Source organism: Sanguibacter sp. TS_SC_8, from assembly GCF_055361235.1.
Window position 1 is genome coordinate 2,742,625 of the sequence record NZ_CM143955.1, and the last position, 24,157, is coordinate 2,766,781.

A 24,157-nucleotide genomic window follows, 5' to 3' on the forward strand; every position below is an offset into this window, starting at 1 on the left:
GCGGCACGCGCCGCGCACGCGCGCGCGACGCACGCCCCCTAGGATCCGATCATGGCCGACGACGCTCCCACCAGTCCCGCACCCGACCTCGCCGCCCTGCGCGCCGCGGCGACCCAGGCGGCGGCCGAGGCTGCGCAGGCTCGGGCGGTGGCCGCCCAGGCCGCTCTCGACGCAGCCTTGTCCGCCGCGGGGCAGGTCACCGCGCCCATCACCCCCGCCACCCCACCCACCGCACCCACCGCACCCGACCCCCTCTCCGACTATGCCGCGAAGGTCAGCGCCGCCTACGCAGCGCCCGGTGGGCTCCTCGCCCTGGGTGCGCTGCTCGAGGGCGAGATCGGCGGGGAGCCCGTCGCGGCGTCGGGCGCGCAGGTGGGGTTCGCGCTGGCCATGCTCAACCGGCACGGGCTGGTGGCCGGGGCGACCGGGACCGGGAAGACGAAGACGCTGCAGGTCATGGCCGAAGGGCTGTCCGACGCGGGGGTGCCGGTGTTCCTCGCCGACGTCAAGGGCGACCTGTCCGGGCTCGTGGTGCCGGGGGCTGCGGGCGAGAAGGTCCTCGAGCGCTCGCGCAGCATCGGCCAGGACTGGCATCCGAGGGTCTACCCGGTCGAGTTCTACTCCCTCGGCGGGCTGGGCGCGGGCGTGCCGATCCGCACCACCATCTCCGACTTCGGGCCGCTGCTGCTGGCCAAGGTGCTCGAGCTCAACCCCACGCAGGAGTCCAGCCTCGGGCTCGTCTTCCACTGGGCGGACACGCAGGGGCTGGCCCTGCTGGATCTCAAGGACCTGCAGTCGGTCATCGCCCACCTCGTCTCCGACGAGGGCAAGGCCCAGCTCAAGGGGATCGGTGGGCTCTCGGCCGCGACGGCCGGGGTCATCCTGCGGGAGATCATCACGTTGCAGGCGCAGGGGGCGGACGTGTTCTTCGGGGAGCCGGCGTTCGCGTCGTCGGACCTGCTGCGGGTCGCGGCGGACGGGCGCGGCATGGTCTCGGCGCTCGAGCTGCCCGCGGTGGCCGACCGGCCCGCGCTGTTCTCGACCTTCCTCATGTGGCTGCTCGCGGACCTGTTCCAGGATCTGCCCGAGGTGGGCGACCTCGACAAGCCGAAGCTCGTGTTCTTCTTCGACGAGGCGCACCTGCTCTTCCGCGGCGCCTCGAAGGACTTCATCAACCAGGTGGTGCAGACCGTGCGGCTCATCCGGTCCAAGGGTGTGGGGATCTTCTTCGTCACCCAGAGCCCCAAGGACGTGCCCGCGGATGTGCTCGCCCAGCTCGGCAACCGGGTCCAGCACGCGCTGCGCGCCTACACCCCCGACGACGCCACGGCCCTCAAGGCCGCGGTGCGCACCTTCCCGACCTCGCCCTACGACCTCGAGCAGCTGCTGCAGTCATTGAGCACCGGGGAGGCCGTGGTCACCGTCCTCACCGAGAAGGGCGCGCCGACGCCGGTCGCCTGGACCCGGGTGCGGGCGCCGCAGTCGTCGATGGACCCCGCTCCCGCGGCGACGATGCACCAGGTCGTCGCGGCGTCGCCGTCGCTGGCCCGGTACGGCACCCCGGTCGACGGCGAGAGCGCCTACGAGCTGCTCGCGGCCCGGGTCGCGGCGTCGGCCGCCCAGGCCAGCGCGGACCAGGCCGCCGCCGCTGCGGCCAAGGAGGCGGCCAAGCTCGCCGACGAGCTCGCCGACATGCAGGCCACGCTCGACCGTGACGCAGCCCGACCCCGCACGAGCCCCACCCGCCGGTCCACCGGCGGCGTCCAGGACGGCCTCGACTCTCTCCTCAAGTCCGCCGGCTCAGCCCTGGGCCGAGAGATCACCCGAACCATCTTCGGCACCCGCCGCCGCTGACCCCCCGTTCCCCTCCCGCTGAGTGCTGGAAAGTACGGCGACACGCCGGGTGTGTCGCCGTACTTTCCAGCACTCAGCGGGGGTTACGGGGGCGGCCGAGGGCTCGGGCGGCGCGTACTCGGGTGATGAAGCGGTCTGGGTAGCGTAGGACGTCGTCGGCGGTTGCCGTGATGATCAGCCAGCCGTTGTCTTCGAGGCGCTGGCGGCGTTCCACATCCCGGCGCCACGTGGCCGGATCGGTGCGGTGGACGTCGCCGTCGTACTCGATGGCGATCTTGAGGTCGCGGTACTGCATGTCCGCAAGTGCGAGGAACTCGCCGGTGCTCGAGTAGACCGGCTGGTTGACCTCCGGGCACGGCAACCCCGCTGACACGAGCACCAGCCTGGTTCGGGTCTCCATGGTGGAGTCGGTTCCCGGGCGCAACAGCACGAGCGCATCCCGGCAGAGGGCGAGCCCGCGCATCTTGTGAGTCGCTTCGGTCAGCCGTGCGAGACAAGCGACCGTCGTCACTGGCGACCGGCGTCGCAGCATGGCGTCGCCGAGGACGACCACATCGTGCAGAAGCATCCCGTGGGCCAGGTGCAACCAGGCCTGGGCGGCTGAGGTGACTCGCAACGGGCCGATCCGCACCACGTCGAGCGACGGCTGGGAGCACAAGTGTGCAACAAAGCTGCCGCTCTGGGTCCGTCGCCCACGAGTGGGAGTCACGACGTGCAGCCGCTCGTCTCCTGCGAGCCGCCACGGAACCTCGACGTCGTGCAGACGCAGTGCGGTGACGTGGCTGAAGCACGCGGCGTCGGGCAGGAGCTGCTGTGCGGCGAGACACCGGTCGGCCAGGTTCAGATCAAGGCCGGCCAACGTGCGCACCCCACGAAAGGGACGCTGAAAGGCCCACCCGTCGACATCTTGGCGACCCATGCCGCCCGCCAAAGCCTCCCGGCGCAGGAAAGGGCCGGTCTCTGAGAGATCCATCCCCAGATCCTGCCCCGCGCCCAGCCCCCCGGCACCCGCCCTGTGGACAACCCGCTGAGTGCTGGATCTTACGGCGACACGCCGGGCGTGTCGCCGTAAGATCCAGCACTCAGCGGAAGGGGGGGGAGGTGGGCGGGGGTGGGGGATGTGGGGCGGGGTCAGATGACGACGTTGACGAGCTTGGGGGGCTTGACGATGAGCTTGCGGATGGGGGCGCCGTCGAGGAAACGGAGCAGGGCGGGGTCGGCCAGGGCGGCGGCCTCGAGGTCGGCGGCGGTGATGTCGGGGGCCACCTCCAGCCGGGACCGGACCTTGCCCTGCACCTGGATGATGCAGGTCACGGTGTCCTCGACGAGGTACTGCTCGTCGGCGACCGGGAACGGGGCGTAGGCCAGGGACTCGGGGTGACCGAGCCTGGACCACAGCTCCTCGGCGATGTGCGGGGCCACCGGCGCGGTCATCAGCACGATCGCCTCGGCCGCCTCGCGGGGAACCACGGGCAGCCCGGTGAGGTGGTTGTTCAAGGTGATGAGCTTGGCGATCGCCGTGTTGGCGCGCATGTTCTCCATCTCCACCCGCACGTCGACGATCGCCCGGTGCACCGCACGCAGGGTCTCGACGGAGGCCGGGGCGTCGGTGACGGTGAGCTCGCCGCTGTCCTCGTCGAGCACGTTGCGCCACAGCCGCTGCAAGAACCGCTGGGAGCCGACGACGGCCCGGGTGTCCCACGGGCGGGACACGTCGAGGGGGCCCATCGACATCTCGTACACCCGGAAGGTGTCCGCGCCGTAGGCCTCGTACATCTCGTCCGGGGTCACGACGTTCTTGAGCGACTTGCCCATCTTGCCGTACTCGCGGTTGACGACCTCGCCCTTCCACAGGTACATCGCCGAGCCGTCGCCGGTGAGGATCTCCTCGACGTCCTCCGCGGGGACGTACTGCCCGCGGGCGTCGGTGTAGGCGTAGGCCTGGACGTAGCCCTGGTTGAAGAGCTTGTGGAACGGCTCGACGCTGGAGACGTAGCCCAGGTCGAAGAGCACCTTGTGCCAGAACCGCGCATAGAGCAGGTGCAGCACCGCGTGCTCGACGCCGCCCACGTACAGGTCCACGCCGCCCGCGGCCCCGGTTGTCTCGTTGTGGCCGGGACCCATCCAGTACGTGTCGAGCTCGGGCGAGACCGGCACGAGGGCCTCGGGACCGTTGTTGAACGGGTCGAGGTAGCGCAGGTAGTACCAGCACGACCCGGCCCAGTTGGGCATCGTGTTGGTGTCGCGGCGGTAGGTGCGCGGACCGTCGCCGAGGTCGAGGGTGACGTTCACCCAGTCCTCGTTGCGGCCCAGCGGCGGCTCCGGGGACGACTGGGCGTCGTCGGAGGCGAAGGTGCGCGGGGAGTAGTCGGGGACGTCGGGCAGGTCGACCGGCAGCATCTCGGTCGGCAGCGCGATCGGCTGGTCGTCGTCGCCGTAGACGACCGGGAACGGCTCGCCCCAGTACCGCTGCCGGCTGAACAGCCAGTCGCGCAAGCGGTAGGTGACGGTCGCTGACCCGTGGCCGTTCTCCTCGAGCCAGGCGGTGATGACGGCCTTGGCCTCGGCGACGCTCAGCCCGTCCAGGCTGACCTCGTCGTTGGCGGAGGCCACGATCGCACCGTCGCCGGTGTAGGCCCCACCCTCGAAGCCCTCGGGAACGGCGACCGTGTAGATCACGGGCAGCTCGAAGGCTTCCGCGAAGGCGAAGTCACGGGCGTCACCGCCCGGGACGGCCATGATCGCGCCGGTGCCGTATCCCATGAGGACGTAGTCCGCGGTGAACACCGGGACGGGGGTGCCGTTGACCGGGTTGGTGGCCAGGTGACCGGTGAACACCCCGGTCTTCTTGGTGTCGGCCTGGCGCTCGACGGCGGTCTTCGCGGCAGCGCCGGCGCGGTAGGCCGCGACGGCCTCGATCGGGCTCGCGTGCCCCCCGGTCCACGCCGCGCGAGTACCGTCGGGCCAGGCCGCGGGAACCTCGTCGAGCAGCGGGTGCTCGGGTGCGACGACCATGAAGGTCGCCCCGAACAGCGTGTCCGGGCGGGTGGTGAACACCGTGACCGGCGTGGCGCCGACGACGTCGAAGACGACGTGCGCGCCCTCGGAGCGGCCGATCCAGTTCCGCTGCATCGCCTTGACCTTGTCCGGCCAGTCGATGAGCTCGAGGTCGTCGCCGAGGCGGTCGGCGTAGGCGGTGATCCGCATGTTCCACTGGCGCAGGTTGCGCTGGAAGACCGGGAAGTTGCCACGCTCAGAGCGTCCCTCGGAGGTGACCTCCTCGTTCGCGAGCACGGTGCCCAGCCCCGGGCACCAGTTGACCGGGGAGTTGGAGACGTAGGCCAGGCGCTGGTCGTTGATCACGGTGCGCTGCTCCGAGACCGACAGGTCGGCCCAGGGGCGTCCGTCCGGGGTGGTCCGGGTGCCCTCCGCGTAGGCGGCCTCGAGCTCGGCGATGAGGCGGGCCCGCCCGGTGCCGCCGTCGGCGCGCGCGGCGTCGGCGTCGTACCAGGAGTTGAAGACCTGCAGGAAGATCCACTGCGTCCAGCGCACGTACTCCGAGTCCGTCGTGGCGAAGGTGCGGCGCTCGTCGTGGGCCAGGCCCAGCCGGCGCAGCTGGCGGCGCATGTTGGCAATGTTCGCCTCGGTCGTGGCGCGCGGGTGCTGCCCGGTCTGCACCGCGTACTGCTCGGCCGGCAGGCCGAAGGCGTCGAAGCCGAGCGCGTGCAGCACGTTGTCCCCGCACATGCGCCGGAAGCGCCCGACGACGTCGGTCGCGATGTAGCCGAGCGGGTGCCCCACGTGCAGACCGGCGCCGGAGGGGAAGGGGAACATGTCCATGACGAAGAAGCTCGGGCTCGCGGGGTCCGCGTGGCGTCCCGCGCCGTCCGTCAGCTCCCCGGTGGGGTTGGCCGCGTAGAAGGTGCCGAGCTCGGCCCAGCGCTGCTGCCACTTGAGCTCGATCTCGGTCGCGAGGGCGGCCGTGTAGCGCAGCGACGGGTCCGCCGGTCCGGAGGGAGCGGCGGCGGGGGCGTGGGGGGAAGAGGCGTCGGTCACCCGCCCCACTTTACCGGCATCGGCCCCCTCACCTGGTGCGCGAGCGAGGTCGTGCGTCAGGTCAACGCCCGGTCAGCGCCCGCTCAGGACCGGCGGATGTGGTCGGCGATCGCCGGTCCCATGACGATGAGCACCCAGGCCACGACGACGGCGTACAACCCCACCAGCAGCACCGCGCGGTTGCGTACGAGCGCCGAGCGCAGACCGGCCGAGACCGGGAGGGCACGTTCCTGGATCGCGTAGACGAGGGTGAACCAGAACAGCGGGATCACCGCCACCCACACGACCATGCAGTAGGGGCAGAGCCTGCCGAGCACGGAGACGGACGTGTACACGAGGAAGACCACCAGGCCCAGGGCGGCCACGGTCCCGGCGAGCAGGCACAGCCAGTACCAGCGGGGCAGCGTCACGCCGAGGGCCAGCACGACGCCGGTGGTCACCACGACCGGGAAGGCCGCCACCCCGAGGAACGGGTTGGGGAAACCGAGCAGGGCACCCTGCCAGGACGCCATGGCGTCGGCGCAGTCGAGGAAGATGTTGAGCGAACAGCTCGCCACCCGGTCCGGGTCGCTCAGCTTGAGGAACTTCTCGATGGCCAGGGCGAGCGAGGCGATGAAGCCGACCAGGCCGAAGGTGATGAGCAGCCAGCCCATGGCCCGCGCGGACATGTCGTGGCTGATGGCGGGAAGGTCGAGGTCGTCGAGGTCGTCCGGACTCTCGGGCGTCTCGTCGTTCACGGTGTTCACGGTGATCTCCACGTCCGGCTAGGTCCCGCGGTGCGGTCCACGGCTGCCATACGGTAGCCGCCGTCTCTGGACGTTGCCTGACAAGCTGTCATCTCGACGCTCCCGCGGCTACGGCAGCGGGGTGAGCACGTCGTCGGGCACGCGGGTGATCGTCTGCCGCCCGAAGGCGACCAGCCCGACGAGCCCGACGAGGGTGAGCGCGGCGCCGGTCCATGCGAGGGACAGGTAGCCCCAGCCTGCTGCGATGACGAGCCCGCCGAGGAAGGCTCCGTTGGCGTTGGCGGCGTTGAGCGAGGAGTGGCACAGGGACGCCCCGAGGGAGGGCGCGGCCGGGGACAGGTCCATCAGCCGGGCCTGCAGCGCGATGCCCAGCACCTGGGAGGTGATCCCGATGCCGACGACGGCCAGCACCGCCGGGACAGGGCTCTCCCCCACGAGCGCGAAGACCGCGAGCGCGGCCGCGGTCCCGCCGAAGCCGAGGTACAGGGTGAGCATGACGTTGAGGTCGACGAGGCGCCCGCCGATCAGCACCCCGATCGTCATCCCCACCCCGAAGAGCGCGAGGACGACCGGCACGGAGGCCTCGGACATCCCGGTCACCTCCATGAGGGTGGGCTTGATGTAGGAGTAGACCGCGAACATCCCGCCGAACCCGACCGCGCTCACTCCGAAGGCGATCCACAGCGGAGCGTTGCGCAGGGCGCCGATCTCCCCACGCACGCTCGCGTTCCGCGGCGCCGGGGTGCGCGGCAGGAGCAGCAGCAGGCTGACCACGGTCACCAGCCCGAGGGCGCCGATGATGACGAAGGCCACCCGCCAGCCCAGGGCCTGCCCGGCCCAGGACGACAGCGGGACGCCGATGATGTTGGCGACGGTGAGCCCGGCCATCATCATCGCCACCGCGTAGCCGCGGCGGGAGGCGCCGACGACGGCGGTCCCCACCACCGCCCCCACGCCGAAGAACACTCCGTGCGGCAGACCGGTGATGAACCTCCCGAGCATGAGCATCTCGAGGGTGGGAGCCGCGGCGGAGAGCAGGTTGCCGAGCGCGTACGCGGCCATGAGCCAGACGATGAGCACCTTGCGCTCGATCTTCGCCGCCAGGACGGTGATCAGTGGCGCGCCGATGACGACGCCGAGGGCGTAGGTGGTGATGGTGTGCCCGGCCGCGGGGATGCTCGCGTCGAGGTCGGTGGCGATGTTGGTGAGCAGCCCCATCGTGGCGAACTCGGTCGTGCCGATCGTGAACCCGCCGAGGGCGAGGGCGAGGAGGGCCGCGCCGGGATGCGTGCGGCTCGTCACCGGGTGACCACCCACACCGCGTCGGCCGCGCGCAGGCCGAAGTCGATGCGGGTGCTCGCGTCGGGGTCCTCCGCGGGGCTCCACTCCACGCAGATCACGCCGGCGAAGTCGCGGCGTTCGACGACCTGCAGCTCGGCGTCCAGACCGAAGCCGAGGTCGGCGAAGTACCGCAGGACCTCTGCGTCGGCGTCGGAGATCCGGGCGACCGTGCCGCGTGCGCCGGCGTCGAGCACCGCGAGGGTGACCGCCTGCGGCGCGGGGACGGTTCCGTCGGGACTGGGGATCGGGTCCCCGTGCGGGTCCCGATGAGGGTGCCCGAGGCGGGCGTCGATCCGGTCGATCATGAGGTCGGAGACCGCGTGCTCGAGCACCTCGGCCTCGTCGTGCACCTCGTCCCAGGTGTAGCCGAGCTCGGAGACGAGGAAGGTCTCGATGAGTCGGTGGCGGCGCACGACCTTCAAGGCGTGGCCGCGACCCAGCTCGGTCAGCTCGATCGCGCCGTACCGCGGGTGGGAGAGCAGCCCCTGACCGGTCAGCCGGCGCACGGTCTCCGAGACGGTCGAGGCGCCCACACCCAGCCGCTCGGCGAGCAGCTTGGTGGTGACGGGTTCGAGCGACCACTCCTGCAGGCTCCAGACCACCTTGAGATAGTCCTGGGCCACGGAGGTCAGCTCGAGTTCGTCGGTCACGGCTCAAGCCTAGGTCACCGGCCCGGGCGGTCAGCTGCCCGAGGTCCCGTCCGGTTCAGCGGGCTCAGCGGGTTCTGCGGGAGCGTCCAGGTCGACCGCGGGGTCTGGATCCAGGCCACGCAGCAGGTCGCTGACCGGGGGGATCCGCGGGAACGCCAGCGGGGCGCCCACCTCGACGCTGCCGTCGGGGCCTACTGCCACGATCCGGTAGTCGACCATGACCCGGCTCTCCCGGTCGAAGCGGAACACCGTCATCTGGGCGGTGCCCTTGAGCGGGCCGATCGTCGCCGCCCCCTCGACCGCACCCGCGGTGGTCGAGCTCACATAGCGGATACCTCTGCCCACGACCTGCGGACCGCTCCGCACGTGCTTGTGCCCGGAGAGCTGGACCGGGACGCAGCCCGACTCCATCACCGCGTCACCGACCGTGGGGGTGTGGATGAGCAGCAGGTCCACGGGATCCTTCGCCTCGCAGGCGACGTCCCGCAGGCGGTCCCCGGCCTGGGCGTAGGTCTCCCCCGTCACGGATGTCGACCCCTGGCCGATGCGGGTCTCGTGGGGGTCGGAGTCGCCGAGGATCCGGATGCCCTCGACCTCGACGACCTTGCCGTCCAGGACGGTCACCCCGGCGTCCCGGGCCTGCGCCGACGTGATCGCGCTGTCGTGGTTGCCGTCCGCCTGGACCATCGTGGCGCCCTTGGGCACCGCCCCCGCGAAGGAGTCGATGCAGAAGCGTTCGACGGCGGTCCCGTTGATCGTGGAGTCCCCGCCGTTGATCACCACCTCTGCCCCGGAGAGCGTCGCGAGGTTCTTGATCAGCGGGCTCATGCCGGTGTTGCAGTGCAGGTCGGAGACCATCAGCAGGGTCACGATGTCCTGCTCGTCGGTCTCGGGGTCCTCCTCGGTCGGGTCGTCTGTCGGGTCGTCTGTCGGGTCCGTGGTCGGGGAGGTGGGCTCAGTCGTCGCGTCGGCAGGGGGGCCGGTGCTGGGCTCCTCCGTCGCGACCGGGTCGCCCTCCGACGCGGTCCCGACCCGACCGGCCGTTCCCGACGCCGCGTTCCCCGCGAGCAGGTCGCCGGCAGCGAGGTCGGCGTCGGCGCGCAGCTGCCACGCCCTAGTGAGGTTGCCGTTCGCCCCGGCGTAGAAGGTCTCGTTGTCACGGTAGACGCCGACGAGGTGCCCACCGTAGGTGTCGATGACCCCCGAGAGCCGGCCGGTGATCCGCGCGCCCTCGAGCGCGGTCCCGTCGAAGACCGAGGAGGCCTGCGCGCCGACCTCGTCGAGGCTGGTCGTGGCCCGGTTGGCCACCACGGTGCCGCCGACGAGTGCCACGATCGCGACCCCGGCGGTGATCGCCCAGGTGCCGCGCGCGGTCGGCTCGCCGAGCTCGCGCCGTCGGGCAGACCCGAGGGCCAGGTAGACCGCAGCGCCGACCAGCACCACCACCGCGAGCGCGGTTCCGGCCCGGCGTCCGGCGTCCTGGAGGAGGGCCTTGGAGATGTAGGAGACGGTCTCGTCGGGTCCGGAGAAGAACTGCAGGTAGCTCTGGACGTCGTTGGCCAGGGCGTCGAGGGTCGAGGTGTCGACGGACGTCAGGTCGTTGGGGATCTCCTCGATCCGGACCGTGACGCCCAGGTTCGCCGGGAGCGGTGACTCGAGCTGGATCGTGCCGAGCGGGCCGAGGTCGACCGTGACGACCGAGTTGGTGGTCACGTCGTAGCGTGCGGCGTGCGGGCCGAGGCTGGCCTGGACCGAGGCGGAGGTGACGCCGTAGACACCGCAGGCGATCAGCACGACAAGGCTGACCAGGGTGTACCTGACCCACCGCGGTGGGATCGGCAGCCCGCGCAGGCGGGCCCACAGCCCGCGCAGCCGGTCGCCGAACGCGCTCATCAGCACCGCCACGAATGGATCCCCCAGAGACAGTCACAACTCCGGTGAGTTGTCAGCGCCACGATCCTACGCGCGTCGCCGTGAGTTCTCGACGCTGCGCCGCAGCACCTCCATGAGGTCGACCACCTCAGCGTCCCCGCCCCGGGTGTCGGTGGGCTGCTCACCGAAGGTGGCCGCCGTGTCCAGCGCGTCACCCTCCTTGAGCTTCGCCTCGATGAGCACCGTCAGCTGGGCCTGGTACTCGTCGGTGAACTTCTCCGGCTGGAAGTCGCTCTCGAAGCTCTTCACGAGCGCGGCCGCCATCTCCAGCTCCCGTGTGCTGATCGTGACCTTCTCCTCCAGGGACGGGAACGCCGGCTGGCGCACCTCGTCGTCCCAGCGCAGACCCTGCAGGGTCAGCACGTCGCCGCGCACCCGCAGCACCCCGAGCCGTGAGCGCTGGCGCAGGGAGAAGTTGACGACCGCGACCCGGTCGCTGGCCTCGAGGGTGCGCACGAGCAGCTCGTAGGACTTCGTCGAGGACGAGTCCGGCTCGAGGTAGTAGGCGCTCTCGAACATGATCGGGTCGATCTGCTCCCGGGGCACGAACTCGACGACGTCGATCTCCCGGCTGCGCTCGACGGGCAGGGCGGCGAGGTCCTCCGCGGTCAGCACGACGGTGCGTTCACCGTCGTCGTAGGCCTTGGCGATGTTGGAGTAGTCGACGACCTTCCCGCACACCTCGCAGCGGCGCTGGTAGCGGATCCGGCCGCCGTCGCCGTCGTGCACCTGGTGCAGGCCGACGTCGTGGTCTTCGGTGGCGCTGTAGAGCTTGACCGGCACGTTGACGAGGCCGAAGGTCACTGCACCTTTCCAGATGGCACGCATGCGTCCATCATCGCCGCGGATGCCGTGCCGCGCACCTGCCCGGATGATGGAGGTCCCTGCGTGACCTGCGTGACGTGTCTGAGGAGGTACCCGATGCCCACCGGCGGCGCCCGCGAGGTCGTGACCATCGACGGTCACCCGGTCACCCTCACCAACCTCGCCAAGGTCGTCTACCCGGAGACCGGGACCACGAAGGCCGAGGTGCTCGGCTACTTCGCTGCCGTCGCCGCGCCGCTGGTCGCCCACGCCGCGCACCGCCCGGCGACCCGGAAGCGGTGGGTGCACGGCACCGGGGGGCCGGCGTTCTTCCAGAAGAACCTCGAGGACTCCGCCCCAGCCTGGGTGCACCGCCGCCAGATCCAGCACTCCGACCACGTGAACACGTATCCCCTCGTCGACGACCTGGCCACGCTGACGTGGCTCGGGCAGATCGGCGCGCTGGAGATCCACGTGCCGCAGTGGCGGTTCGGGCGGACGGGGGCGCAGCACTTCCCGGACCGGCTGGTGCTCGACCTCGACCCGGGGCCGGGGACCGGCCTCGCCGAGTGCGCGGAGGTCGCCCGGTGGGCCCGCGCCATCCTCACCGACATGGGCATGGACCTCTTCCCCGTCACGAGCGGGTCCAAGGGGATCCACCTCTACGCCACGCTCGACGGCACCCACGACTGGGACGCGGCGAGCGCCGTCGCGCACGAGCTGGCCCGGGCGCTGGAGGCCGACCACAAGGACCTCGTGGTCTCGGACATGAAGAAGTCGCTGCGGACCGGGAAGGTGCTCGTCGACTGGTCCCAGAACAACCGGAACAAGACAACGATCACGCCGTACTCCCTGCGCGGGCGGGCGCGGCCCACGGTCGCGGCCCCGCGCACGTGGGCCGAGCTCGACGACCCGGGTCTCGCGCACCTCGAGGCGACCGACGTCGTCGAGCGCCTCGTGCGCGACGGCGATCTGCTGGCCGGGCTGCTGGCCGGCGGTCGCGGTGGCCTCGAGCCGACGCCGCCGCGGCTGGCGACGTTCGAGCAGGGGCCGGACCGGCTGGCGGTGTACCGGTCGCGGCGGGACCCGGACCGCACGCCGGAGCCGGTGCCGGCGGCGGGCCCGGCGGGTGGGTCCGTCTCGGCGGGCGCGCCGATCTTCGTCATCCAGGACCACCACGCGCGCGGGCACCACTACGACTTCCGGCTCGAGCGGGACGACGTCCTGGTGAGCTGGGCGCTGCCGAAGGGTGAACCGACCTCGTCGGCGACGAACCACCTGGCGGTCCAGACCGAGGACCACCCCCTGGAGTATGCGAACTTCGCCGGGACCATCCCGCGCGGAGAGTACGGGGCGGGCACGGTGAGCATCTGGGACGCGGGGACCTACGAGGTGGAGAAGTGGCGTGAGGGCGAGGAGATCATCGTCGTGCTGCACAGCTCGGGGATCGGCGGGGTGGACCGCGGGACCCGGAAGCTCGCGCTCATCCACACCGGGCACGCCGGGCGGGGTGGGTCGGGTGGGTCGGACACGTCGTGGCTGATCCACCGGATGGAGGGGCGCGGGGCCGGTCACCGCGGTGGGCTGCGGGTGAAGACCGGTGAGGCTCCCGTCCCGGCGCCCACCCACGAGCCAGGTACTCACGAGCCAGGCACTGGGGAGGCGGCTACCCTCCCGGCACGGGCGCTCGAACCGATGCTCGCCACCCCGGGGACACTGGCCGACCTCGACCGGATCGAGGACCCCGACGCCTGGGCCTTCGAGATGAAGTGGGACGGCATCCGGGCCCTGGCGAGCGTGACCGCGGGGGTGGTGCGGCTCACGAGCCGCAACGGCATCGACCTCACCGCCACGTATCCCGAGCTCGCCGAGCTCGCCGGGTGCGTGCGCGAGGACGTCCTGCTCGACGGCGAGATCGTCGCGCTCAACCGATCCGGCCGGCCCGACTTCGGCCTGCTGCAGGCCCGGATGAACCTCTCGCGGGACGCCGAGGTCGCCGCAGCCCGGGCCCAGCAGCCCGTCGACTTCATGGTCTTCGACCTGCTGCACCGCGGCTCCCGGCGGATGACGACACTGGGCTACGACGCCCGACGTCGCGCGCTCGAGGAAGTGCTCGGCGAGCGCGGCCGGGTGCACCTGCCCCCGGCCTTCACCTCCGGGCCGCAGTCGGCGATCGAGGCGAGCCTCACCCTCGGGCTCGAGGGGGTGGTCGCGAAACGGCGGTCGAGCACGTACCGGCCGGGGCGCCGCTCCCCCGCCTGGATCAAGGTCAAGCACGTGCGCACCCAGGAGGTCCTGGTCGTGGGGTGGCGCACCGGGAAGGGGTCTCGGGCCTCCACGCTCGGGTCGCTCCTGGTGGCAATTCCGGGCGGGAATGGTGCGCCGCGATCTGGGGATTCCACCTCCACAGATTCTCTGTCCACAAATACCCGCGGGCGGAGCGTAGATCAAGCGCCCGCAGCCGCCCCACTTCATGTCGTTCCATTGTCCGACGCCGCCCCATCCAGCCATTCAGGGAGACTTCGATATGCCGGGCGGGTGGGCACGGGATTCACCGACAAGACTCTGGCTCGACTCCGGGCCGACCTCGATCTGCTCGCGCAAGAAAGCGCTTCCGTCGACGACGTTCCCGAGGACGACAGGGTCGACGCCCACTGGGTTCGCCCTGATCGCGTGGGTGAGGTGAGCTTCGCAGGGTGGACCAGCTCGGGCAGGCTGCGGCATCCGGTCTGGCTGGGCTGGCGTCCCGACAAGTCCCTGGCCGATGTCCAGATTGAAGGGGAGAACCGTCAGTAATTCCGTGGGCTCACCGTGTCACGAAGAGATCCCATCTCACGATCTCGAATTCTTGCCGAAGGCGTCATCCGTTGGTAGAATAGAGCATAGATCATCTGGTTGTTCTCGCGAAGACGGGAGGCGTTTCATGGGATCGGAAAAATCAATCTCTCACGGTCCCGCGCGCGCCTTTGATCGCCCTTCCCCGGAACGTCTCGAACGTGCTCCTGGTGTGTGGGCCGATGTGGTGCCCGGTCCAGCGAGATCGCTGGTCGAGGACTGCATCGAGGCAGTGTTCGAGGACTTGGTCCGCGCGGGCTGGCCGACGGTGGGCGACGAGGCGGAGTCTGCGCCGGACTCAGTGGAGCCTGCCCCGAGCGGGCGGGCGCCGCGCGGGATGGTCTGCGGACAGGCGGTCTCCGCCGGTGACGGTCTGCTCACGGCACCGGCGGACGTGCCGGCTGACGTGCCAGTGAGTGTGTTGGCGTTGCTGGATCAGATGGAGTCGTTGGTCGAGGTGATCACGTCGGTCGACCCGGCGTCGTTGCCGGGTGCGGTGGCGGCGGAGGTCTCCCAGCGGATCCACGTCGCGGTGGGGCGCCTTGAGGCTCAGCGGTTGGGGTGCATCGCCCGGACCGAGTCCGAGGGGTCGTGGCATGCGGAGACGATGCATTCCTTCACGACGTGGTTGGAGAAGGCGGAGAACCTCTCGAAAGGACTGGCTCAGCGCACCGTCGCGGCGGCGCGGGCGGTGAGTGAGCACCTGCCGGCCACGGGGGCGGCGGCTCGGGCGGGGTCGATCACCGGGGAGCATGTGGGGATCATGGTGCACGCGGCCAAGACCCCGACGTTGCGTCAGTCGTTGGCCGACCCGGCGCCGGGGGCGGTCCCGGTGTGCACGGGTGAGGAGGCTCTCCTGGTGCATACGGCGGCGTGGTCGGTGACGGAGTTCAACCGGTTGGTCAAAGGGTTCACGGTGTCTGCTGACCCGGTGGCGCAGGAGAAGGCGTTCAAGGACGCCGCCGAGCGGGAGTTCTTGCAGGTGTCCCCGACCTTGGGTGGGATGCAGATCAGCGGGTTCGTGACCACCGAGCACGGCCAGCTCATCGGGGCGGCGTTGCGGGCGGTGGCCGGGGTCCCCTCCGCCACCGACACGCTCGTCCCGGCGGATCTGCGCAAGGTGGACGCCCTGGTCGAGCTGTGTCAGGCGTTCCTGGACGCCGGGACCGCCGGCAAGGGCGCGAACGTGCGCCCCCACCTGTCGGTGCACGTGTCCTGGGAGGAGTTCACCCGGGTCTTCGAAGCCACCCACAGTGACGGTGATGACGACGCTGACAGCACTGACGGTGAGTCAGATGGCACCGGCGCGGCTGGTGAACTGGCCGGCGGAGCGAGCAGCACTGCCTCAGACGGCACCGGTTCCCGATCCTGGTCCCCGAGAACCTTCGAGGCTCGCCTCAAGGCCGGGTACGCGACCTGGGAGGACGGCACCGGCCCCATCCCCGACGCGGTCCTGAGACGGATCGCGTGCGACGGGGAGATGACCCGGATCATCTTCGGACCCGACTCCCATATCCTCAACATCTCCCGGACCAGACGCACCTTCACCAGAGAGCATCGCCGCGCCATCATCGCCCGCGACCGCACCTGCGTCTGGCCGGGCTGCGACGCGCCACCCCGGGTCTGCGAGATCCACCACGCCCTACGCCACTGGGCCGATGGCGGAGACACCACACCCTCCAACGGGGCCCTGCTCTGCCGACACCACCACCACCGCGTCGACGGCGAGAACATCGCCATGACCCACACCGGCGGAGCCTGGCACATCGACGTCCCCGGCACCTACCAGTCCTGATACCCGGCAGCCCATCACCACTCCGGGAGTGGGCACCACCCACTCCGGATACTGTCCGAAGGTATGGTCCACAACGGCATGGTCCACCCTTTCGATCCCGAGGCCCGCTCCGCCCTCCTCGACTGGTTGCTCGAGGGCGACGCCTCGATCCGGTGGCAGACACAGCGCGACCTCACGCGCACGCCACCGGCCGAGGTGGACACGGAGAGACAGCGGATCGCAGCGTCCGGGTGGGGAGCGCGCCTCCTTGCGCTGCAGGAGCCGGACGGGACGTGGGCCGGCGCGCTGTACAGCCCCAAGTGGACCTCCACCACGTACACGCTCCTGCTGCTGCAGTGGCTGGGCCTTCCCCCGGGGAACCCGCAGGCGCTGGCGGGGTGCCGCACGCTGTGGGCGGGGGCCAGGTTCTATGGCGACGGGGTGACCTTCGCCAAGACCGTGCGCGAACCCGAGACCTGCATCACCGGCATGCTTGTCCTCCTCTCCTCCTCCCTCGGCTACCGGGACGAGCGGATCGACCCCACCGTCGGGTGGCTCCTCAGCCAGCAGCTTCACGATGGCGGCTGGAACTGCGAGTCCATCCGGTCCGGCTCCGTCCACGGTTCGTTCCACACCTCGATCAGCGTCCTCGACGGGCTCCTCACCTACCGATCCGCAGGGGGCACCGTGCCAGTCGACGGCGCGATGGAGGCCGGGCGCGAGTTCTTCCTGGATCACCGGCTGTACCGCTCCCACCGCACGGGCCAGGTCGTCGATCCTGCCTTCACCCGCTTCCCGTTCCCGCCCCAGTGGCACTTCGACGTCCTTCGCGGCCTCGAGCACTTCCGCTCCAGCGGGGCACCACCCGACCCGCGCCTGGCCGACGCCGTTCACGTCCTGCGCGCGGCGCGCCGCAGTGACGGGCGGTGGCCCGTCCACCAGCCGCATCCCGGTCGCTACTGGTTCCCTCTCGAGTCGCGCGGTCCCAGCCGATGGGCCACGCTCCGCGCGCTGCGGGTGCTGGACTGGTGGGACGGTGGACGCTGAGAGACGGTGGACGCTGAGACTCGGCCGCAGCAGATGGCCCCGCGCCCACGGGACTTTCGACTCTGTGCCCCGTTCCGCCCCGGGGAGTCGAATGGTCTCGTTGACCCGTCCGACTCCTCGGACACCACTCACGAAGGGGTGAGAGGACCATGACCACATCTCATGTACCCGACAGGTTCGCGGGGAAGACAACGATCGTCACCGGTGCCGGTTCCGGCATCGGATACGCGACCGCCGTCCGGCTCGTGCACGAGGGTGCGCAGGTCATCGCCACCGATGTCGTCCCCGCTCGGCTGGAGGAGCTCCGCGACGCCGTCTCCAGCCACCTGCTCGTCACCGTCGCCGGGGACATCAGCTCGGAGGAGACCGTCCAGGCGGTTGTCGCCGCAGCCGCCGGGAAGGTCGACGCCCTGGCGAACGTCGCCGGGATCATGGACGGATTCCTGCCGACCGCCGAGATCGACGACGCGACGTGGGACCGGGTGATGAACGTCAACCTCACCGCGGTCATGCGGCTCACCCGCGCCGTCCTCCCCCTCATGCTCGACGCCGGCGCCGGCGCCATCGTCAACGTCAGCTCCGAGGCGGGCCTGCGCGGATCGGCCGCGGGAACCACCTACACGACGTCGAAGCACGCGGTGAACGGATTCACCATGAGCACGGCATTCTTCTACTCACCTCACGGGATCCGCTGCAACGCCGTCGCCCCCGGCGCCGTCGCCACACACATCGAGGCCCCGTTCCGGTCGGCGTTCGCCGGTGAACGTCTCGGGCCCTTCATGCAGGTCAACGTGCCCCCGATCGCGACCCCGGAACAGCTGGCGGCAGCGATCTGCTGGCTGCTCAGCGACGACTCCCTCAACGTGACGGGGGTGATCCTGGCGAGCGACGGGGGTTGGTCCGCGATCTGAGGATCCCCCCTCGACCAAGCAGCCCTCCATGGAGATCGCCGAACCGAGCACCGACGACCTGACCGCCGCGCGCGGGGCGTTCGTCCGTCGATGGATCACCACCGTCACGATCGCCGAGGCGACCGGGTTCGCGATCGCCTCCGGGTTCGCCGTCCTCACCGTCGCGCTCTCGCTCGACGACCCGTGGCGGCTCGCGCTCCTCGTCGTCGGCGGGGCGGTCGAGGGCGCCGCGCTCGCGACCGGCCAGTACAGCGTCGGTCGCCTGGCTGCTGGGCCTGCTGCCGAGCACGCTGGAGCTCGAGGTCGACTCCCCCGGCGCCGTCGCGCTGGTCGTCCTGGGGGCGGTCGTGCTGCTGGCGTCCATCCCCTGCGCGCAGTGGCTCGCGATGCGGCGCCCCCGCGCGTTCCGCTGGGTGCCCACGAACATGGCGGCCTGGTCGGTGGCGGTCCTGTGGACCGCGGTGCCCTCACCGCCCCGGTCGCTCGCTCACTCTTCTTCGACCCCGCTCCCGACCTCGCTCCCGATCGCGTCGACGATCCCCGGTGACCCGAAGTGCCGCACGAGCGTGCGACGCCACTTGTTGGACGGCAGGTCGGTGTCGAGAGCTGCGAGCCCGACGCAGTACTTGCTGATCCGGTCGGGGCGGTGTCCATGGGCCCAGAGCCACCGGTCGACGGCCGTCGCCGTGCCCGGGGACTTCGACTCGATGAGCACCTGGCCGTCCAGCGCGACGCGCGCGACGTCGTCGGGCACGGCACACCGGAGCGTCGTGTCGCAGGTGAGCCGGGTGCCGGCGGCCACGTCGACGAAGGTCGTCCGGTCGTACGTGGTGACCAGGGTCGGGCTGAGCGAGCGGACCAGGCCGGCGGCGTCGGGCAGGGACTCGTGGAGGATGCCGGCGACGAAGGCTCGCGCGTCGGGGGTGATCGTCTCGGCGTCGCCGAGCCCGTAGGGCAGCCGTGCCTTGACCGTCTCACCGCGCCCGCCCTTGACCTTGACCTCGAAGACGCAGTCTCCTGCGTCGGTGTAGGTGCGGGTGCGGACCTTGAACCGGCGGCGTCGGCTGTGCGCCGCACCGCGGTAGGAGAGGAGGTCCGGGGTGTCGAAGTACACCGACTCGTAGCCGAACCGCCGGAGCCCGGCGATCTCGAGCACACCCAGGTCGGGGTGCGCCTCGAGCAGCTCGGCGACGAGGCGCTCGGGGACGACGTACTTGCGGTCCACGCGGGTCTGCAGGTCGGCGTGCGACTGGATCTCGTCCAGCGTCACCGGGGTGAGGCTCGCCACCAGGGCGTCCGTCATGACCGTCATGACCGCGCCGCGGACGACATCTCGCGCCGCGGAGCGACCGGCTGCGCGACACGGTACGGAGCCGCCACCACCTGGTGGGAGGCGACCGATGGCCCGGCCACGTCGATCTCGTACCGCACGTCCACCCGCTGCATGTCCCGCACCAGATCGATCTCCTGGACGATGACGGTCCGCACCCGCCCGCCGAGGAGGTCCTCGAGGCGCGCGGTCAGCGCTGTCTCGTCCGCGTAGACCGCGTCCAGCGTGACCACCTGGCGGCGGTAGCGCGAGTGCAGCGGATTCGCGTCGACGAGGAACATCACGAGGACGAGTGCGGCGCTGAAGGCCGGGGCGACCCAGACGGGGTCGGGCTGCAGCCCGGCGATGAGACCGAGGGCGAGTGCGGCGAAGTAGTAGGCGACCTCTTCCTGGGCGAGCTCGGAGGACCGCAGGCGGATGATCGAGAGGACCCCGAACAGCCCCAGGCCCAGCCCTGCGCCGACGGTCGAGGTGGCCAGCACGGTCGTGACGGCGAGCACGCCGATGTTGAGGCCGATGTAGGCGAGCAGCATCTCTCGGCGGCGGTGCCGCCGGAAGTACACTGCGTAGGTCAGGGTCAGGATGGCGACAAGATCGAACGCGACGATCCACAGGTTCGGCATGGAGAGCTCCTCAGTACGGCTGGTTCAGATGACCCATGTCTAGAGCGCCCGGCTATGCCTGCGCTGTGAACGGGGTAGGAACCGCTGGGGAACGGCAGGCGAACACCGGGTGGACGCGCAGGTCCGGGCAGGTCACAGCGCACGCACAGGGTGGGCACACGCCACCTCAAGGCGCCCAGGGTGTTCTGGAGGCTGCCCATCACCCACCTGTGAAGGATCACCATGACTCCCCCACGCCACCCCGACGCCGGCCACCGCTGGTCCCGTCTCACGGCCACCACCCTCGGGCTCGCCCTGGCCCTCGGGCCGCTCACCGCCTGCTCCCCGGAACCGACGGAGGCCGCAGCCGACACCGCGGGCACCGTGTGGGACTCCTCCACGGTCCACACCCTCTCCGTCGAGGTCGACGAGGACGAGTACGCGACCATGCTCGAGACCTTCGTCAGCAGCGACGACAAGGAGTGGCTCAGCGCGACCGTGACGATCGACGGGCAGACGTTCTCCGACGTCGGGCTCCGCCTCAAGGGCAACTCCTCGCTCCGGTCGGTCAGCACCACCGAGACCGAGCCGCAGGACCTGCCCTGGCTCATCCGCCTCGACAAGTTCACCGACGGCCAGCAGCTCGACGGCTCGACCGACTTCGTCGTGCGCTCCTCGAGCACGCAGACCTCGCTCAACGAGGCCGTCGCCCTCGAGCTGCTCGACCACGCCGGCCTGGCCACCCAGGAGGCGATCGCGACACGGTTCTCCGTCAACGGCAGCGCCGAGACCCTGCGCCTGACGATCGAGAACCCCGACGACGCCTGGGACGCGGCGGAGTTCGCGACGGAAGGGATCCTCTACAAGGCCGAGGCCGGCGGCGACTACAGCTACCGCGGCGACGACCCCGAGTCCTACACCGACGTCTTCGACCAGGAGAGCGGCGAGGACAACTTCGAGCCGCTGATCGCGTTCCTCCAGTTCATCAACGAGTCCGACGACGAGACCTTCGCCGCCGACCTCTCCGACCACCTCGACGTCGACGCCTTCGCGACCTACCTCGCGATGCAGGACCTGGTCAACAACGCCGACGACATCGACGGCCCCGGCAACAACTCCTACCTCCGCTACGACACCACGACCGGCGCCTTCACCGTCGTCAGCTGGGACCTCAACATGGCGTTCGGGGAGATGCCGACCGGCGGCGGGACGGGAGGGGGCGGGATGGGCGAGCGCCCTTCAATGCCCGACGGCGCGGAGCTCCCCGAAGGCATGGAGCCCCCCGAAGGCTTCGAGCCCGGCGACGGGTTCCCCGGCGGCGAGCTGCCCGAGGGCATGGCCCCTCCCACCGGCGAGCGCCCTGACGGTGCAGGCGCCGGCGGCACGATGGGCGGCGGCAACATCCTCGCCACCCGCTTCCTCGCCGACGCGGGCTTCACAGCTCTCTACGACCAGGCCGTCACCGACCTCACCACCTCCCTCTACGCCAGCGGAGCGGCCGAGGAGATCCTCTCCACCTGGGAGGACGTGCTGACCGAGCAGGCCGGCGACCTCGTCGACGCCGCCACGACCGCGAGCGAGGCAGCCTCCGTACGGGCCGCTCTCACGTCCTAGGACCTTCGGTCCTTCCGCCCCGGGATGGCTCGTGATATTAGTCACTCCGGGGCAAGTCGAGGGATGAATAGTCCTACCATCGAAAGCGTGGCAGACCGCGAATCTCACCTCAGCAAGCCAGTCGATGTCGTCCTCGTAGGGGGCGGCATCATGAGCGCGACCCTCGGGTCGATGATCCGGTTGCTGGAGCCCACCTGGACCGTGCGGATCTACGAGCGCCTCGACGCCGTCGCGCAGGAGAGCTCGAACGCCTGGAACAACGCCGGGACCGGTCACGCCGCGCTGTGCGAGCTCAACTACACCCCGCAGCGGCCCGACGGCACCGTCGACATCACCAAGGCTGTCACGATCAACGAGCAGTTCCAGGTGTCCCGCGAGTTCTGGCAGCACCTGGTCACCGCGGACCTGCTGCCCGAGCCGGAGGGCTTCATCTCCTCGACCCCGCACATGACCTTCGTGCGCGGCGCCGACAACGTCGACTTCCTGCGCCGCCGGCACGCCGCGCTCGTCGCGCACCCGCTGTTCAGCGACCTCGAGTTCTCCGCCGACCCGGCCGTCATCGGTCAGTGGGCACCGCTGCTGCTCTCCGAGCGCTCCAGTGACGAGCCGATCGCCGCGACCCGTGCGACCACCGGCACCGACGTCGACTTCGGTTCGCTGACCCGCAAGCTCACTGACTACCTCACCTCCTCCGGCGCCGAGCTGTTCCTGCAGCACGAGGTCCGTGCGCTCAAGCAGCGCAAGGACGGCACGTGGCGCCTCAAGGTCGCCGACACGAGCTGGAACGCGACCGAGCGCAGCCACGTCGTCGACGCGCGCTTCGTCTTCATCGGCGCCGGCGGCGGTGCGCTGACGCTGCTGCAGAAGGCCCGCGTCCCCGAGGTCAAGGGCTACGGCGGCTTCCCGATCAGCGGTCAGTTCCTCAAGACCTCCAACCCCGAGATCGTCGCCCAGCACCAGGCCAAGGTCTACGGCAAGGCCGACGTCGGCTCCCCGCCCATGTCCGTCCCGCACCTGGACACCCGCGTGGTCGACGGCGAGACCTCGCTGCTCTTCGGCCCGTACGCGGGCTTCACCACGAAGTTCCTCAAGCAGGGGTCCCTGCTCGACCTCTTCCTGTCCATCCGACCCACGAACATCCTCACGATGCTCACCGTGGCCAAGGACAACTGGGGCCTCACGCGCTACCTCATCAGCGAGGTCACGAAGTCGCGGTGGACGAAGTTCCGCACCCTGCGCGAGTTCATGCCGACCGCGGACCCCAAGGACTGGGAGTTCATCACCGCCGGACAGCGCGTCCAGGTGATGAAGAGCCACCCGGTCAAGCGCGGTGTCCTGGAGTTCGGGACCGAGCTCGTGACCTCCGCCGACGGGACCATCGCCGGTCTGCTGGGCGCCTCCCCGGGCGCCTCGACGGCGTGCTCGGCCATGGTCGACCTGCTCGAGCGCTGCTTCCCCGAGCGTTTCGACACCTGGCGCCCCGAGCTCGTGACGATGATGCCGAGCCTGGGCAGCGGCGACTGGGACACCGACGCCGAGCTCGCCCAGCTCCAGGCGGACGGCGCAGAGGTCCACAGCGCCTGACCTATGCCTGACAAGCACCTGACCGGGGCGGGGACGGCCTAGGGTAGGTCTATGGAAACCCGCAGCGCAGCCCGTCTCCCCTTCCCTCTCTCCCCCGTCAGCCTCGGCTGCTGGCAGATCGGGGGTAGCTGGGGCGACGTCACCGACGACGCCGCATACGGCGTTCTCGCCGCCGCCCTCGACGCCGGTGTCACCTTCCTCGACACCGCCGACGTCTACGGCGACGGCCGCAGCGAGCGCCTCATCGGCGCCTTCCTCGCCGCCCGCACCGACCTGCCCGGCGCCGTCCGCGTCGCCACCAAGATGGGCCGGCGCGCCGACCCGCACGAGGCCGCCGAGTACACCCTCGACGCCTTCCGTGCCTGGACCGACCGGTCCCGGGAGAACCTCGGCGTGGACACCCTCGACCTCGTCCAGCTGCACTGCCCGCCCACTGCGGTCTTCGCCGACGACGCGACCTACGACGCCCTGGACACCCTCGTCGCCGAGGGACGGATCGGTTCCTACGGCGTCTCGGTGGAGACGTGCGAGGAGGCCCTGACGGCGATCGCGCGACCCGGTGTGGCCAGCGTGCAGATCGTCTTCAACGCCTTCCGCCGCAAGCCGCTCGAAGAGGTGCTGCCGGCCGCGACCGAGGCAGGCGTCGCGATCATCGCGCGTGTGCCGCTGGCGAGCGGGCTGCTCTCGGGCCGCTACGACGAGCACACCACCTTCGCCGCGGACGACCACCGGACCTTCAACCGCAAGGGTGAGGCCTTCGACATCGGCGAGACGTTCGCGGGGGTGCCCTTCGACGTCGGCGTGGCCGCGGCCCGTCAGATCTCCGCTCTCGTGCCTGAGGGTGCGCTCGACCGCGACGGGTCGCCGGTGACCACCTCTCAGATCGCGTTGCGCTGGGTCCTCGACCAGGGCGTCACCACGGTCATCCCCGGTGCCCGCAACGCCGCCCAGGCCCGGTCCAACGCTGCTGCGGCCGAGCTTGCGCCGCTCACCGCGGAGCAGAGCGCACGGTTCGCCGAGATCTACGACGAGTCCGTGCGCCCGCACGTGCACGCCCGCTGGTGACGGCATCGGCTC

Annotated in this window: 18 protein-coding genes; 9 read left to right on the top strand and 9 right to left on the bottom strand. The window is 70.6% G+C overall.

Translation table 11 applies throughout. The features are described from left to right. The first annotated feature begins 51 nt into the window (after positions 1-51). Entirely contained in the window at positions 52-1,854 is a 1,803-nt protein-coding gene (locus ACWA15_RS12425) for a helicase HerA-like domain-containing protein (protein ID WP_464055615.1), read from the top strand. Between the two features lie 73 nt (positions 1,855-1,927). Here ACWA15_RS12425 and ACWA15_RS12430 read toward each other — a convergent pair whose 3' ends face one another. The 7 genes from ACWA15_RS12430 to ku all read right to left on the bottom strand — a co-directional run bounded on the left by ACWA15_RS12430 (position 1,928) and on the right by ku (position 11,407). Then, entirely contained in the window at positions 1,928-2,785 is an 858-nt protein-coding gene (locus ACWA15_RS12430) for a hypothetical protein (protein WP_464055617.1), read from the bottom strand. Between the two features lie 200 nt (positions 2,786-2,985). Beyond that, positions 2,986-5,910 (bottom strand): leucine--tRNA ligase, encoded by a 2,925-nt coding sequence (gene leuS, locus ACWA15_RS12435; RefSeq protein WP_464055618.1) that lies wholly within the window; start codon positions 5,908-5,910, stop codon positions 2,986-2,988. 83 nt (positions 5,911-5,993) lie between these two features. Beyond that, positions 5,994-6,656: a vitamin K epoxide reductase family protein gene (locus tag ACWA15_RS12440; RefSeq protein ID WP_464055620.1), complete on the bottom strand. Its 663-nt coding sequence runs from the start codon at positions 6,654-6,656 to the stop codon at positions 5,994-5,996. A gap of 108 nt (positions 6,657-6,764) precedes the next feature. Further along, the gene (locus ACWA15_RS12445) at positions 6,765-7,958 is read right to left on the bottom strand and encodes an MFS transporter (RefSeq protein WP_464055622.1); all 1,194 of its coding nucleotides are present in this window, start codon (positions 7,956-7,958) and stop codon (positions 6,765-6,767) included. Then, positions 7,955-8,647, bottom strand: coding sequence for a metal-dependent transcriptional regulator (locus ACWA15_RS12450; RefSeq protein ID WP_464055623.1), 693 nt, complete (start codon positions 8,645-8,647; stop codon positions 7,955-7,957). Before ACWA15_RS12450 ends, ACWA15_RS12445 begins: the two co-directional genes overlap by 4 nt. Positions 8,648-8,677: 30 nt before the next feature. After that, positions 8,678-10,540, bottom strand: a complete 1,863-nt coding sequence (locus tag ACWA15_RS12455) for a metallophosphoesterase family protein (RefSeq protein ID WP_464055624.1) — start codon at positions 10,538-10,540, stop codon at positions 8,678-8,680. Between the two features lie 66 nt (positions 10,541-10,606). After that, the gene (gene ku, locus ACWA15_RS12460; RefSeq protein ID WP_464055625.1) at positions 10,607-11,407 is read right to left on the bottom strand and encodes a non-homologous end joining protein Ku; all 801 of its coding nucleotides are present in this window, start codon (positions 11,405-11,407) and stop codon (positions 10,607-10,609) included. A 93-nt stretch (positions 11,408-11,500) separates the two neighbouring features. On the opposite strand from ku, the gene ACWA15_RS12465 reads away from it, so the two are divergent. From ACWA15_RS12465 to ACWA15_RS12485, 5 genes are all read left to right on the top strand, one after another. Next, a complete protein-coding gene (locus tag ACWA15_RS12465; protein WP_464055626.1) occupies positions 11,501-14,179 on the top strand; it encodes an ATP-dependent DNA ligase in 2,679 nt (892 codons plus the stop codon). Between the two features lie 460 nt (positions 14,180-14,639). After that, positions 14,640-16,013: an HNH endonuclease signature motif containing protein gene (locus ACWA15_RS12470; RefSeq protein ID WP_464055627.1), complete on the top strand. Its 1,374-nt coding sequence runs from the start codon at positions 14,640-14,642 to the stop codon at positions 16,011-16,013. 78 nt (positions 16,014-16,091) lie between these two features. Then, entirely contained in the window at positions 16,092-17,039 is a 948-nt protein-coding gene (locus tag ACWA15_RS12475; protein ID WP_464055628.1) for a hypothetical protein, read from the top strand. Positions 17,040-17,188: 149 nt separating this feature from the next. Next, positions 17,189-17,950, top strand: coding sequence for an SDR family NAD(P)-dependent oxidoreductase (locus tag ACWA15_RS12480; protein WP_464055629.1), 762 nt, complete (start codon positions 17,189-17,191; stop codon positions 17,948-17,950). Positions 17,951-17,978: 28 nt separating this feature from the next. After that, positions 17,979-18,497 (top strand): hypothetical protein, encoded by a 519-nt coding sequence (locus tag ACWA15_RS12485; RefSeq protein ID WP_464055630.1) that lies wholly within the window; start codon positions 17,979-17,981, stop codon positions 18,495-18,497. On the opposite strand, the gene ACWA15_RS12490 is transcribed toward ACWA15_RS12485, so the two are convergent. Together ACWA15_RS12490 and ACWA15_RS12495 are read right to left on the bottom strand one after the other, a co-directional pair. Then, a complete protein-coding gene (locus tag ACWA15_RS12490) occupies positions 18,438-19,262 on the bottom strand; it encodes a polyphosphate polymerase domain-containing protein (RefSeq protein WP_464055632.1) in 825 nt (274 codons plus the stop codon). The two genes, ACWA15_RS12485 and ACWA15_RS12490, sit on opposite strands and share 60 nt — an antisense overlap. Continuing rightward, positions 19,259-19,903: a DUF4956 domain-containing protein gene (locus ACWA15_RS12495; RefSeq protein WP_464055634.1), complete on the bottom strand. Its 645-nt coding sequence runs from the start codon at positions 19,901-19,903 to the stop codon at positions 19,259-19,261. Before ACWA15_RS12495 ends, ACWA15_RS12490 begins: the two co-directional genes overlap by 4 nt. A gap of 222 nt (positions 19,904-20,125) precedes the next feature. On the opposite strand from ACWA15_RS12495, the gene ACWA15_RS12500 reads away from it, so the two are divergent. The 3 genes from ACWA15_RS12500 to ACWA15_RS12510 all read left to right on the top strand — a co-directional run bounded on the left by ACWA15_RS12500 (position 20,126) and on the right by ACWA15_RS12510 (position 24,145). Further along, positions 20,126-21,496 carry a CotH kinase family protein gene (locus tag ACWA15_RS12500; RefSeq protein ID WP_464055635.1) on the top strand — a complete coding sequence of 457 codons (1,371 nt, stop codon included), beginning with the start codon at positions 20,126-20,128 and terminating at the stop codon, positions 21,494-21,496. A gap of 150 nt (positions 21,497-21,646) precedes the next feature. After that, positions 21,647-23,080, top strand: coding sequence for a malate dehydrogenase (quinone) (gene mqo, locus ACWA15_RS12505; RefSeq protein WP_464055636.1), 1,434 nt, complete (start codon positions 21,647-21,649; stop codon positions 23,078-23,080). Between the two features lie 51 nt (positions 23,081-23,131). Next, positions 23,132-24,145, top strand: coding sequence for an aldo/keto reductase (locus tag ACWA15_RS12510; protein ID WP_464055638.1), 1,014 nt, complete (start codon positions 23,132-23,134; stop codon positions 24,143-24,145). Positions 24,146-24,157 lie beyond the last annotated feature (12 nt).